This is a genomic window from Streptomyces pactum, assembly GCF_016031615.1.
GTDB classification, from domain to species: domain Bacteria; phylum Actinomycetota; class Actinomycetes; order Streptomycetales; family Streptomycetaceae; genus Streptomyces; species Streptomyces pactus.
The window spans coordinates 4171546-4185042 of the sequence record NZ_JACYXC010000001.1; the positions used below are offsets into that span (position 1 = coordinate 4171546).

At 69.6% G+C, this 13497-nt stretch carries 8 protein-coding genes and 1 pseudogene; 4 read left to right on the top strand and 5 right to left on the bottom strand.

Annotated elements, in window-relative coordinates; genetic code table 11:
* Positions 1 to 304: 304 nt before the first annotated feature.
* The gene (locus IHE55_RS16535) at positions 305 to 508 is read left to right on the top strand and encodes a hypothetical protein (protein ID WP_197989720.1); all 204 of its coding nucleotides are present in this window, start codon (positions 305 to 307) and stop codon (positions 506 to 508) included.
* 2305 nt (positions 509 to 2813) lie between these two features.
* On the opposite strand, the pseudogene IHE55_RS16540 reads toward IHE55_RS16535, so the two are convergent.
* A pseudogene (locus IHE55_RS16540) lies at positions 2814 to 3353 on the bottom strand (DUF2637 domain-containing protein); the annotation flags it as partial.
* A 118-nt stretch (positions 3354 to 3471) separates the two neighbouring features.
* Positions 3472 to 4302 carry a DUF4231 domain-containing protein gene (locus tag IHE55_RS16545; RefSeq protein WP_197989721.1) on the bottom strand — a complete coding sequence of 277 codons (831 nt, stop codon included), beginning with the start codon at positions 4300 to 4302 and terminating at the stop codon, positions 3472 to 3474.
* Positions 4303 to 5065: 763 nt separating this feature from the next.
* On the opposite strand from IHE55_RS16545, the gene IHE55_RS16550 reads away from it, so the two are divergent.
* The 3 genes from IHE55_RS16550 (at position 5066) to IHE55_RS16560 (ending at position 8894) form a co-directional block, all read left to right on the top strand.
* The gene (locus IHE55_RS16550; RefSeq protein ID WP_197989722.1) at positions 5066 to 5242 is read left to right on the top strand and encodes a hypothetical protein; all 177 of its coding nucleotides are present in this window, start codon (positions 5066 to 5068) and stop codon (positions 5240 to 5242) included.
* A gap of 142 nt (positions 5243 to 5384) precedes the next feature.
* On the top strand, positions 5385 to 6803 hold the full coding sequence (locus tag IHE55_RS16555; protein ID WP_197989723.1) for a DUF2971 domain-containing protein: 1419 nt from the start codon (positions 5385 to 5387) through the stop codon (positions 6801 to 6803).
* A 174-nt stretch (positions 6804 to 6977) separates the two neighbouring features.
* Complete coding sequence (locus IHE55_RS16560; RefSeq protein ID WP_232265586.1) at positions 6978 to 8894, top strand: hypothetical protein; 1917 nt, start codon at positions 6978 to 6980, stop codon at positions 8892 to 8894.
* Positions 8895 to 9069: 175 nt separating this feature from the next.
* Here the strand turns inward: IHE55_RS16560 and IHE55_RS16565 are convergent, their stop codons facing one another.
* From IHE55_RS16565 to IHE55_RS16575, 3 genes are read right to left on the bottom strand one after another with little or no spacing between them, the layout of a single operon-like run.
* Positions 9070 to 9504 (bottom strand): hypothetical protein, encoded by a 435-nt coding sequence (locus IHE55_RS16565; protein WP_197989724.1) that lies wholly within the window; start codon positions 9502 to 9504, stop codon positions 9070 to 9072.
* Complete coding sequence (locus IHE55_RS31360; RefSeq protein ID WP_232265587.1) at positions 9501 to 11669, bottom strand: hypothetical protein; 2169 nt, start codon at positions 11667 to 11669, stop codon at positions 9501 to 9503. The genes IHE55_RS16565 and IHE55_RS31360 overlap by 4 nt, the downstream gene beginning before the upstream one ends.
* A complete protein-coding gene (locus IHE55_RS16575) occupies positions 11666 to 13432 on the bottom strand; it encodes a hypothetical protein (protein ID WP_197989725.1) in 1767 nt (588 codons plus the stop codon). Before IHE55_RS16575 ends, IHE55_RS31360 begins: the two co-directional genes overlap by 4 nt.
* Positions 13433 to 13497: the final 65 nt, after the last annotated feature.

Here is a 13497-nt window from a genome sequence, read left to right on the forward strand (position 1 = left end):
TGAAGGACCCGCCGGGCGGGTGAAATCCGGACGGGCGACGGGGCGGGACGAGAGGGCCCCGGCGCGCCGGTACGCGCCGTTGGCCGCGCGGGCCGTCCCGGCGGGGCGGCCGGGCTCGCGGGGACCGCGCCGGGCGGCCGGGATCGTTCGGCTCGGGGGCGTGGCCGGGCTCGGGGGTCACCGCCGCCCGGGCCGCACGGTGCGGAGGTCCTCCTGCCGGCGGGATCCGTCCGACGAACGGTGGAGACGCGACTCGGCCCCGGGAACGACGACTACCGGGGCCGGGGCACGTGAAGCTGATGCCATGCGAGAACTCATGGGAATCGTCGGCATCGTGGTCGCCATCCAGGGCGTGCTCGGCTTCAGTGGACTGGTCTTCGACGACCAGGCGTGGGGCATGCTGCACAAGTGGTTCGACCTGCCGGCGGCGGCGTACCTCGGCATCGCGGTGGCGGGTCTCGCCCTCACGGTGTGGGGCGAGGGCGGCCGGAAGACCGGCAGGGCCTGACCGGCCGTCCCGGCTTCACCGACTGCCCGGGGCGTTGACCGGGGCCCGACGAGGCGTCCGGCTGTCGGGGCGTCCGCCGGGCCGAACGCGCATCCGGCAGCTCCGCCCCCCCGGCCCTCTCGACCGGCTCCACCCGTACGTGCCGGTTGCGCCCGCAGGCGGCGGTTGCGCCCGGGCGGTGAGGCCGCCAGAGGCAGGTACTGAATTCAGTAGGTGCTCGGCACCTCCCGGGGCGTCCGCGGGTGCCGGGGGGAGGGCCTGCCCGGCACCCGCGGCCGCCGGGCCCGCGAGGTCATCGGGCGCCGGTGCTGTTGCCTGTGCCGGGTCGTCCGGGTCGCTGGCCGGCCGGGTCGCCCGGGCCGGCCGGGCGGAGCCGGCCCCGGGTGGGTCAGGGGATCTGCTCGGCCTCCCGCTCCGCCTGGTGGCGCTGCTTGCACTCGTCCAGGTGGCGCTGGACGTCGTCGTCGTCGAGGTCGGTGAGCCCGTACCGCTGTCGCAGCAGCCGGCCGAACTGGAAGGCCGAGGGGTACCGGCTGTGGTCGGCGAGGTGCCGGCGGAACGCGCCGTAGCAGATGTCCTCCAGCGGCATCTCCTCCAGCAGCCGGCCCATCCCCTGCGCGGTCCACTCCGCCTCGCCGCCGTCCTGGGTGCGGGCCTCGTCCGTGGCGCCGGCCGGCTCCCCGGGTACGTCGTGCTCCAGCGGGCCCGGGGCGTACGGGCGGTGGTCACCGGAGCCCGGACCGCCGCCGGCGCGCGCCCGGTCCCGGCCCGAGGAGGCGGTCGTCTCCGGCCCGGTCCGCCGCGCGTCGTCGGGGCTGCCGGCGGTGGCGGCTGCGCCTCCGCCGGCCGTGCCCGTGCTCCCGTCGGCGCCGTCACCGTGGCCGGCGGCGGGACTCTCGCCGTGGCCGGCGTCCGGGCCGTCGTGCTCGGCGGCGCCGGTGGGGCCGGAACCGGTCGCGGCTGCGGCGTGGTCCTGGGCCCGGTCGCCGGCACCGGTACCGGCCGGTGGGGCGTACGCGGCCGGCGCGGCGGTCATCTCGCCGGGGTGCCCGGCGGTGCCGGCCGCCTCGGAGCCGGGACCGGCCGCGGTCGGGGGCCCGTACTCCGCAGGGAGCCCGTACCCGGCCGGAACCCCGTAACCGGCGGGCACCCCGTACGCCGCGGACAGTTCGTACCCGGCGGGCGGCCCGTATTCGGCCGGGGAACCGTACGTCGCGAGGAACGGGTAACCGGCGGGGTCGGGCGCGCCGTTCACCGGTGCGCCGGGCAGGGGCACCGGGGGCTGCCCGGCGTGTCCGGCGTATCCGGCCTCCGGGGCGGGGTTGGGCTGGTGCGGCGCCGGCCCGTGTCCGTGCCCGGTCCCGTTCCCCTGGGCGTGGTCGTGTGCGTTGCCGTTGCCGGGCTCGTCGCCGCGCGGCACCTGCCCATGCCCATGCCCGTGTTCGGGGCCGGGACCGGGGCCGTGTCCGTGCTGCCCGTTTCCGTGTGGTGCGTTCGCCGGACCGGGACCGGGGCCGGCCGCCGTCCGACCGTCGGTCATGACGGCCGGGACGGGCTGGTAGACCGGCAGCGGTGCGGAGAGCGGCAGCGCCTGGGGCGGCTGTTCGCCGGCCGCGGCACCCACCCCGGCCACCGGCGGAACCCCGGCACCGGCCACCGGCTGAGCCCCCGCCCCGGCCACCGGCCGGGAACCGTCCGCGGCGCCCGTCCGCGGACCGGACTCCGGCCGCGTCCCCGGGACCGGCTGGGTTCCGGCCCCGGCCTCCGGTCGGGGACCGGCCGCGGGCTGAGCCGCGGCTCCCGGCCGGGAGGCACCCGGCGTCTTGCCGCCGGTCGGGCCGGCCGGGTTCGCGTGCCGGTGGCCCGGCACCCCGGTCGGCTCCGGGGCGGCTGCCGCCGGCCCGTTCGGGGCCGCCTCCGTCCCGGTCGGGGCCTGGACGGCCGGGCCCGCGGCGGCGGGTCCCGTGGCGGGACCGTGCGCCGCCGGGCCGGCGGGGACGGGCCCGGGAACGCCGTCCGCCGCCGGGGACGCCTGGGCCGGCGCGTCCCCGGGGGACCGTTCGGAGCCGTCGGACGGTTCGGGCCGGTCGGCTCCGTCGGCCCCGGCCGGGGTGCCGCCCGCCGTCCCCGCCGGGGCCGGCGCGGTCGGGTCCGTACCGGCCGTTCCCGGCTCTGCCGTACCCGGGCCGGCCGGGGCTTCCGGTGCCGCCGGACCGGTTCCGGCGGGTGCGGTCCGCGCCGGCGCCACCGCGAGCGCCGTGCCGCCCGTCGTGCTGCCCGCGCGGCCGGCGGTGAGGGCGGGCCGTACCACCGGCGGTTCGATCCCGGCGGCGGCCAGCCCCGCGTCGGCGGTCTCGGACAGCGGCACCCCGTACCGGGCCAGCCGCAGCGGCATCAGCGACTCCACCGGCGCCTTGCGCTTCCAGGCCCGGCCGTACCGGGCCCGCAGCCGCGCCCGGTACACCAGCCGGTCCTGCTCGATCCTGATCACCTCGTCGTAGGAGCGCAGCTCCCACAGCTTCATCCGGCGCCAGAGCCGGAAGGTGGGGACCGGTGCGAGCAGCCAGCGGGCGATCCGTACCGACTCCATGTGCCGGTCGGCGGTGATGTCGGCGATCCGCCCGACGGCGTGCCGGGCGGCCTCCACCGAGACGACGAAGAGGACCGGGATCACCGCGTGCATCCCCACGCCCAGCGGGTCCGGCCAGGCCGCGGCGCCGTTGAAGGCGATGGTGGCGGCGGTCAGCAGCCACGCGGTCTGCCGCAGCAGCGGGAACGGGATGCGGATCCAGGTGAGCAGCAGGTCCAGGGCGAGCAGGACGACGATGCCCGCGTCGATGCCGATCGTTATATCGCTTGTCTGTTGTGGGTGTTGCTTTCCCGTACCGATGGCATCAGTAGAGGTCAGACGAGGTCCGGCCCTGCCCTGGCATGCAACGAGCCTGTTGCATGCGAAGGTCCTATCACTGGCTCCGCTGTTGCTCAGGTGACTGTTCCAGTTGCAGTTCCCGCTTGCGCTGCTCTTCCTTGATCTTTTCGACGAGGCGCGCGAACCGCCGCAGTCGTTCCTTCTCGCCCTCCTCGGGAGTGAGGGAGGGATCGACGGACTCGTACTCGTCGAGATGGAACTGGACCGCGGTGTAGTGCTTCTCGAGTTCGTCCGCGGTGGACTGCAGGTTGAAGCCGCGCTCACGGAACTTGAAGTAGCCCGACAGCCCGGCGGACACGCCGACCGTGGCGCTGAGGATGGTGGCTGCCAGGTTCAGCGGCGTGATGTTGTTGTCCATGGCGACCAAGGTTGAAGCGACGATCGACCCGGCGATGATGAGCGCCTGGAGTGCGTTGTTCACGCGCCGGTTGCGGGTTGCCCTTACCCGGTATGCGTCCATCAGTTCAAGCGTCGACTCCCGGTAGATCCGCAGTGCGGCCTCGGAGTCGAGAGGGAGCGCCGCTGCGGCGTTCTGCTTCTCCGCGAGCTTCTGGCGCAGTTCGGACGTGTGGTCGACCTTGGTCTTCCGGTTGGACATCAGCATGACGCCTGCGCCGACCCACAGGACTGCCACGATGATGAGCCCTGCCCACCGAGTGAAGGTCGGCTTCTCTTCCCAGAGGCCGATGACGACCGTATAGCCGAGGAGGCCGGTCAGGACCATGGAGCCGAAGGCGATCAGGTAGTACATCCGCCGCTGGAAGCGTGTGGCCTTCAGATTTTCCAGAGCGTGGTCGTAGGCCCTGCTCTTTTCCCGGTACTCGCTCTCCAGCGCGGTGATTTCGGCTTCGGTCAGTCGGGCCACAGCGTGTCTCCCCCGTGTACATGCGGACGTAGCCGCTACTCGCGCTGCGAGTGACTTCGGCTTGATCCGTGTCGAGCGCGGCAGTCACCCTAAGTACGTCAGGCGGCACCAGTACACCTCGCCATGAACACTTGGCCGAAAGTCGCCGAGGTGTGAGTCGATGGCTTCTCGGATCGGCGCAGAGTGCGCGGTGACCACCAGTAACATCCGCTGGTTCGTGCGGCCGGCGTGGGGGACGTAGTTGGGTCGCGAAAAGAGTGTGACCAGGGAGCGGCGTATGGGGCTGTGGGGACCGATTCGCCGGCAGGTCGGATCTGGATGAGGAACCGTCGGAGCCGAGCCGCGCAGAGAACCTACGCGTCGCAGTCGGCATTGGTACGGCACAGATGCGCTGCCACCAGGACACCTGGGCGTACTTTGTCGAGGAGTCCGAGAAGAGCAGCATCCTCCGGGACTCACACGTCTTCCGGCCTGCGGCCGAGGAGGAGATCGCCCGCGAGGTCGGCGGCATGGTCGTGGTCCCGATCTCTGGCAGCAGCCTCGCTGAACCGCTGGACCGATGTATTGGCATCCAATTGCGGAACTGGAGCTCCAACTGGACTTGCTCCACACTGGTGGGTGAGCGATCACTCGTGCTCTCGGTCATGTGACGTCGGCTGCTGAGGCCGACGGAAACGTGCTCGACGATCGTCTCGTGGTCCAACCTGAGAGCTGAGATAGGGGCGTCGTGAGGATCAGAAGTATCCGGTGGCTGCTGGCGCCTGTGACGCAGTGGCGTGTACATCGCCTGATGGCGGCCCAGGGGCCTTCGATCTCGTACGAGGTGGCTTGGACGCTGGTGCGCCTGGGGCAGAAGCCCGAAGAGCTGCCGTTCGCTCAGGCGGCGTGGCGACAGGCGGCCGCGCAGACGGTATCGCGCTCGCCCGAGGGAATGCAGTGAGCATTTCCGCCTGAGCCATCGGTAAGAGCAGCCAGACTGACCGGATAGGCGTAGAGCGCGAAGGGAAGGCGACGTACCGGCCATGAGTGAAGAAGGTGCATCGCCTCCCGGCCAATCAGCATGCGAAGAGCCCGGAGGTTCTGTGGACTTCAGCGAGTATGAGACGCTTGTGGCTCCGCGGGAGCTCACCGGGCATCTGTTTCACTACACGAGTGTCGATGCGGCAGTCTCTGGCATCCTCCCCTCTCAAACCCTGCGCCTATCCCCGTATACGGCGACGAACGATCTGTGGGAGTCCGAACCCCACTACCCGGTGCTCACTTCCTCCGGCGAGTCCCCGGCGGCGTCCGACTTCACCGTGTGGGATGACCTCGACCGGCAGCTGCGCCAGCACGCCAAGGTGGCGTGCCTGACCCAGGACATTGCGCTGCCTGAGAGCGTGTTCAATCCGGATGCCCTGCGCGGCTGGGCGCACCTGGCATTGTGGGCGCACTACGGGGGCCGGCACGCTGGTGTGTGCCTGCGGTTCGACCGCGAGCGGCTCGTCGCTTCCTTCCTCAAGGCGCACGCAGGTCCGACGTCGCTAGCCTTCCACGGCCCCGTGCACTACCTCACGTCTCAGAACAGCCCGGTGACCCGGGGCGTCGATACCCGCCAAGTCGGCGAGTTCGGCAGTGACGCCGTGGCGCTGGCCTACGGGGAGAAGTACAAGGACCAGTTGTTCTTCCGTAAGCACCTGGACTGGGACAGTGAGAGTGAGTACCGGCTTGTCGTGCTCAACCAGACGGCCGACTACGAGTTCGTCGACATCCGCGAAGCGCTCACTGGTGTGATCCTAGGCAGCGCCTTCCCGCCGAACCGTGTCACCGACTTGCTCAAGGCCCTGGAACCGTATGAGATCCCGGTGGAACAGATCCGCTACCTCAACCGCAGGATGCAGTGCCTGCCGTTCGAGAAAGCGACGCTGCGGGAAACGGCACCAGCACTCTCTCCCCTACCCTCGGTTACTCCGCGCCGGACCGGGTCCCTGGCCGAACGGTGGGCGGCTCTGCGAGCGGCTGAGGCCGAAGCCAAGGCGCACAAAGAGAGCGCTGCCCCGGTGGTTGCGGCGGCTGACCGGATGCTGTTCGAGGGTATCGGCACTCTCGCCGCCGGGCTAGCAGACTGGCCTGCGACCGCGGTGGACACGCATTCCCACACCGGGGCCATCCCGCCAGAGCACCAGCAGCGGAGTCCGGGGCTGCCCGGGGAAACCGTCTATGCCCAGACCGGCTACATGTGTGTGGTGGAAAACCTACCCACCTACTCGTACACGCTCGTTGCGGCCGCAGCCGTCCAGGTCCTGGCCGAGGGGCGTCTGCGACTGCACGCCGTGATCACAACGGAAAGCTGGCGGCCTAACGGCAACCGACGGGAAGAGCACTGGCGTGACACCCAGGAATGCGCCACAGAGGAGATCGAGGTGGTGGTGACGCAGTTGCTGACTGAACTTACCCACCAAGTGCACAGCGTGCGCCCGCTGTTCGATCAGGAGCGCAGCCAGCAGACCCCCTCTCCATGAGGCCGTCGGCTTTCCCTTTCTCTGCGGCCGGGACGATGCGGGGTGCCCCGCGAACAGGCGACGCCGTAGCCCTTCGTCTACGGCTGAGCATGCCCCCGTATCCTCACGGGGGGATGACGAAGCAGCCCATCCGGCCGGCTGCGAGGATCGCACGAGATGTGGGCGGCCACAGTGATGATCGATTACAACGTCAGTGACCACTGGTCCGCCGACGATCCGGACTGGCTGAAGTCTCTTGTCTCATCGCTCGACCGCCGCCACGGTGTCAGCACCGTGGTACCGCTCACCGTGCTCGCAGAGGAAGTCCTGCAGTGGGTGGAGCTTGCCAGCGGCGTCGATGCCTGGAAGAACTCCGCCAACCGAAAATCGCTCCAGCTCGACCTCGATGAGTCCGTCGGCGCGCTCGGCGCCTCGCTCCGTGCGCGCATCGCCGCACCACTCGAACGGTTCCAAACCGCCTTCTCGCAGCTCACCGGAAGCCCCGCGGAGATCTTGAAGCAGCCTCCGGGTACCCGCACCGACGCCCGCTGGACCAACGTCACCGGGACTGCGAAGGATCTCCTCGAAGCGCTCGAGGCAGACGAAGCCGTCCGCTCCAGCTGGGATGACCTCGTGGCCACCGCTCAGGACCGCAGCCTGGAGGGCCGGGAGTACCGCCCCATCGCCGAACTGCTCTTCGACCAGCTGCGCAGGCGGGGCCTCAACGCTGACCGGATCTTCCGCGACCTGGTCTCGATCGTCGCATTCGGCCGCGACCCCCGCGACATCCCCATCGGTCAGAAGAACGTGCCGCTGCCGGAGCGGATAGCAAGCGCCCGAACCCACATCGGCACTCCGGCCCAAGTCGAGCCGGTCGTGGTGTGGCTCGGCTACCAGGGCGTGGCTTTCCTGCACCTTTCCGCTGGGCGGGTGTCCTTCATCAATGCCCACTGGGCGGTACCCAACGCCAGCCCCGAGGGCCAGGACTTTGAACACAAGGCGGAGCTTTGGGAACTGGTGCAGCACGGCGGCATCTTCAAGGTCGCAAAGATGGCCGACGAGGAGTCCGACGTCGACTTCCTGGTGCGCGTCGACCTCGGCACCACCACGGCAGCCGGCGCGTTGGAGCGTGCCGTTCACGTGGTGAACACGATCCTCAACGTCTCGATCCACAACTCCGGTGGCGTCCGCCCGCACCTCGCCCAGTACGGGGTTCTGCGTTCCGGCAAGGTCGGCCCTCTCAGCTGGCTTGTCTCTCGACGCGAGGCCAGCTTCCCCGATGATCGTTACGGTGAAAGCATTACCGCGGACGCGATCAGGAAACATGGGCCGCGCATCGCCTCGGCGCTGGCCCGCGAGGAGCTTCCCCGGTTCCTCGCGGCCGCACTCGAGGTGCAGACCGCCGCCGACCACCCGTTCAGCCGCGCCATGGCGATGCGCAAGCCGTCCGAAGCAGATATCAGCAGCGTGATCCCCCTCGCGGACCGTGTGGTGCAACACGTCGCGGCACACGCTGCGCTCGCCCCCAACGACCTGTTCAACCTCCTCGGCGAGCGCTGGCCACACGCTAGGTGGCTTACCGACGTGCAGCGAGCTGTTGGTATGTGCCTGCTCGGCGGCGGGAACCAGAGTGCACTGCGCAGCGAACTGACCCGAGAGTGGCTCGCGGACAAACCGTCGCGCCCCTGGATTCTGTTCGTCGCCGACCGCTGCGGTGATCTCCTCTCGCTGTGCCGCATCGAGTCCGAGCGTGCCTGGATCAGGCGAATGTTCGCCAGTGTGAGCGACCATGCCGAGTACAGCACCCTGATCGCGAACTACACCGCCGAGGGTGCCGTGTTGAAGGCCAGACGGAACCGTGTCCGCAACGCCTTGGTGCACGGCAACCCTGTCAGCTTTCCGATTGTCGCGTCCGTGCACGAGTACGCCGAGTTCCTGAGCCGCAGCGCGCTCAACCGCGGTCTTGAGTCCTACGTTGAGGGCACGGCGCCCGCTGCCGCACTCCGGCAACAGTCGGACGAGTTCACGGCGATGCAGGAAGGCCAGGACGCCGCCAGCTACTGGCGGACTCGTCGCACCACCCGGGCCTCAACGGCTACAGCCTCGTCATAGGCGCGGGCATGAGGCACCGGGACTTCCTCATGTACTGCCCGTGCTTCCCTCACCTCGACCGATTCGCACACGCGGGGCGCCTATGACGGTATGTGCCTGGTACCTCTCGAACGTCTCCCCTCTCGCCATAGTGCTGCTCCACGGGGAGCCGTTACAACGCCCCGGACCGTCGAGCTCAGGTGGTAGGTGTCCGCCGGGACGGCAGGGGCAGCACTCGTGCTGATTTCGCGTCTTGCTCGGTCAGCGCCTCGTACTCCAGCGCCATTAGGTTGATCACGGCGGCGTACGTCTGGACTCGTTCCTCAAGCTCCGAGCAGTAGCGCTGCAGTTCCGTATGCCGTCGGCGCAGGTCGTCCCGTTCCTCGACCGTCTTCTGGTGTGTGCTGCGGGTGTCCTCCGCCTGGCGGGCGCGGGCCTGGAAGAGGTCGCGCAGGTCAGTGTGCCGGTGGGTCAACTGCCAGCGCCTTACGTCGGCTTCGATGGCGAGTTGGGAGACGCTGAGGCGGCCGGTGGAGCGTTTTGGGGAGCCGGAGAGCATTCGGTCCATGGCGGCCAGGATGGCTTTGCGGACCGGGTCGGTTTCGGGCGCGGTGGCGGCGGAGTCATTCATCGGGTCGGTTTCCTGCTCTTGTAGTGAGCGTCGAGGATGGCTTGCAGACGGGCCAGTTCGTGCTGGTCGCGTGCGTGACGGATGGGCGGGGCGAGGGGGTCGGAGACAGTCTCTTCGAGTTCGGCCACCTGCTGTTCGACGTGGGCGATGTCGCGGTCGGTGCGGGCGAGACAGCGGCAGTTGGGCCGGCAGTCGTCGATGTCGGGGGTGACCAGGGGATCGTCCGCGGTGCCGCGCAACTGACAGGCGGCGGTAGCCGGGTTGAGGACGCAGGTCATGCCGCGGCCGTGGTGGATCTGCAGCAGTGGGTTGCCGAGCAGGTCGCGGGACTGGCCAGCGCTGGTCAGGACGCGTCCGGCGAACGTGCGGTGGGCCGCGGTCACGCGGTGACGGTAGGCGTCGGCGGCGGGGCCGCTCACGTGCTCGCCGGCGGCCAGGGCGCGTTGGTCCTCGGCCCCGGTCTCCATCCGGTACAGCCAGTCCTCGAAAGCGTATTGGTCGGGGAACCCGGACGCGTAGGAGCCCGCGTAGCCCTGCAGCATCTGGACGTGGACGTGGCCGTACTGGATGGCTGCGGCGACCAGTCCCCGTGGGCGGCGCCGGATGAACCAGGCCAGGGTGCGGCGGAAGCGGGACGGGGCGAGGGTGCTGTGCCGGTCTTCGGGGATGGTGTCGGCGCGGTCGCCATGGGCGCAGTACGCGTTGATCCACTGAGTGAAGTCGGTGATGTCCTCGGCCGCGGTCTGAACGTCACGTGCCGTGCCCAGACGGGCGGTGGAACGCCGGTAGTTATCGATGTACGTGGGGAAGAGCAGCTCGCTGGCGTGCAGCCGCTGAAGGACCTTGACGGCCGTGGCCACTGGGGCCACCACCACCCAGGGGTCGGCCCGCTCCTCGCCCTGGGGGAGTTTGTTGCCGTCGGCGTCCACAGCGCCTTTGTAGTAGCGCCCTCCCATCAGCCACAGTCCAGTATCGGGGTCCTTATGCAGGCAGTCGCGGCGCAGGGAGAGCACTTCCCCGGGGCGGGCGCCGGAGAGGTAGGCGATGACGATGAAGCAGGCCGTGCTCAACAGCCGTGCCAGCTGAGGTGCTTCGTGATAGTCGACGGGGGTCGTGCGCCATGGGGTTCCGTCGAGGAGCCCGGTGATGGGGGTGTCCAGGGGGATGCCGGGGCTGATCGGTAGGCCTGATTCGGCAATCAGGCGTCCGGTGCCGGTGTATCTGGTTCCGCTGGAACTGGCGAAGAGCCGCTCGATGTGCCGCCAGTTGACCTGCACCCGTCCGTCCTTGGCGGTGTGCCCAGGCAGGTGGCCGCCGCTGGAGCGCAGTCGTTTGAGATATGTGATCACCTCCTGGCGCAGTTGGCCGGGCTGGCGCACTTCCTGTTGCTGTCGGTTCGGTGAGCGGAGCAGGACCTCGGGGCTCCGTCCGTGCAGGCGGGTGTGCTCGGCGTGCGCGGACAGGATGTCCGCGGCGAAGTCCTCGACGAACCGCATCGCCCACAGCAGCAGCGTCTGCATCGTCCGTTCGTAGATGCGCGGGGTGCGGTTCTCCAGGTCCTGGCGGACCTGCTGGAACAGGTCGCGGGGGTCTTCGCCGTTCCACGGCGGGGCCGCAGGCAAGCACAGGCATGTCGGGAACACCTCGCGGTGGGCCCACAGGCGCCGTACCTCGCCCACGCGTCGGTACTTGCGGTCCAGCCCGATGTGCGAGTCCTGGAGGTCGGCGAGGTAACGGTCCAGGTGGGCCGTGGTGACCTGTGCGAAGGACGTCAGTTGGTGGCGGTTGAGCCACCGCACGAAGGCCTTGAGGTTGGGAAACAGGTTGGCGATGGAGAGTGGGGCCAGCCGTTCCCCGCGAGCATGGCGCATGCTGCGGGTCTCGGGAAGGTTCAGCAGCTGCCACACGTAGTGCTTCACCTCCAGCCGCCATGCAGCCGGGACGGGGATGAAGTTCAGACTGACGGTCTTGGTGTGGTCTTCGAAGATGGCTGGCGTCAGATGCCACCGGTCATCGGCGAACTTTGAGAGCGCCGCAGGGTCCGTGCTCGGTCGCACCTCTCGGCGCAGCAGCACCAGCGTGTTCGGTGCAGGCCACTCCGTGCCTTTAGGAAGACCGTCCGGCACGCCCTCCCGGACCAGCGCGATGGCGGATCGGCTCATCATCGAAGATCGAGTTCCCTGTCTAGGAATCGGGTCACCAGGGCCCGGTCAGCCTCGGTGGCGGCGGCCCGCGCGTCGTCAAGGGCCGTCTTGGAGTGCCGGGAAAGCAGATCGGCGAGCTGGGCGTGCGGGGCGGCGAACCGCTGGGCCCACTGCAGCGCGGGCAACTGTGCGCGCCGCTCGGCGATCCGGTCGTGCACCAGGACCTGGGTGGGCAGATGACGGGGGAGTGCCCGGGCACACGGGCAGTCCAGGCACTGCATGAACGACGCCCGGCACGGCTGCCCTACCGGCGCATGCTGCCCTCCGGTGTTGTCCGTGCAAGCGTTCATCACGGTGTCGAGTTCACCGTCGATCATCCGCTTCAGAGTGTCCACGTCCACGCCGTGCGCCGCGGCGACCTCCTCCGGCTCCTCCTGCGCCCGCCACAGGTCGTCCTCGGTGAAGGTGGCCATCACACCGCGCACCTTCGCCTTGGCCACCTCCGTCGCGAGGGCTTCGGCCACCACCTTCTGGTATTCGGCGAGATTGCCTCGGTTGCGGGCCAGATACGTGGTCGCCAGTGTCCGCTCCGAGTGCGCCACCGGTCGTTGGTGCAGCTCCACGTAGGTCAGCCGGGTGATGCCCAGCGTGACCCGCAGCGGCACCGGCCTTCCCTCTGCGTCCTTCTTGTCCGCCACCAGCTCGTGAGCGCGGGCCCAGGGCCGGACCATGTCAGCTGAGAACCTTTCCGACAGCTGCGGGCGGCCGGGACTGCCCTGCGCCTGTCGCACCAACAGGCGCTGCGAAGCGAGCAACTCCCGTGACCTCGATGTCAGTTCATGCAGGAGGATGTACAGGCCGAACGCGGTGTGCAGTTCGTCGCGCGTCGACACGCTCTGTGGATCGTCCGGGATGCTGATCCAGTCGGGCACTTGGGAGAGGACCAGGCTCATGTGCTGATGACGGTCCCGACGTGGTTTGCGCCCCGCCACGATCGCCGTACCGACGTCTCCCACGTAACCGTCCGCGCGATGATGCGCCGCCGGCATCGACAGGATCACGCTCGGGTTCTCACCCGTGAGCACCCCCATCAGCACCGCACCCGCCAGAGCCTCACTCTGCGACAGGTGCAGCCACGACACGACATCCGCCACCTCGCCGTACCGCTTCACCCACGGCAGCGGCGCCTCCCGCCCGTGGCACTCGACCCAGGCGCGCGGCACATCTCCCACCTGGTCCACGCTCTCCAGCAGTTCCATGCGCCGCTGTACGACGAGATCGCCTTCGTCGGGAAGTTCCCCGGCCCGCCAGGCCCGCAGGCTCTCCCGATGGCCGCGAATCCGGGTTGCCGCAGCGCGCAGATCCGCCCGGGCCGCCTCCGCGACCCGCTTCCACTCCGCCCGGCTTAGGCTCTCCTTACGCTGCCCCTCGGCCCGGCGCGGCCCCTTCTCGCCCAGCTTGCCGCGCATCGCCTCGCTGAGCCCTTCCGCGTGGGCCAGCAGCAGCTTGACGTGCTCCAGATCGCGCGCCGCCGAGACGAACCCGCTCCGGCTCTCCAAGACCCCGTCCAGATGCTCGGGCAGCAGATGCTCCGGCAGGACCGGACGCCACACCAAGGTGGCCACGTGCTCGGCCAGCTGGACCGCCGCGCGATACGCCAAATTCATGGCGTCGAGTGAGGTCAGCCCGCCACCCGGCGCCGTCCGCGAGGCGAATGCCTTGGCCAGCATCTCCTTGAGCTCCCGTGATACTCCAAGTCGCGAGAAGTCGTAGTCCTTGGACACACCGGTTGCTTCGTCGAAACAGCGGACCGTCAACGAATCACCGGAGCGGCGCAGCCCCCAGGCCC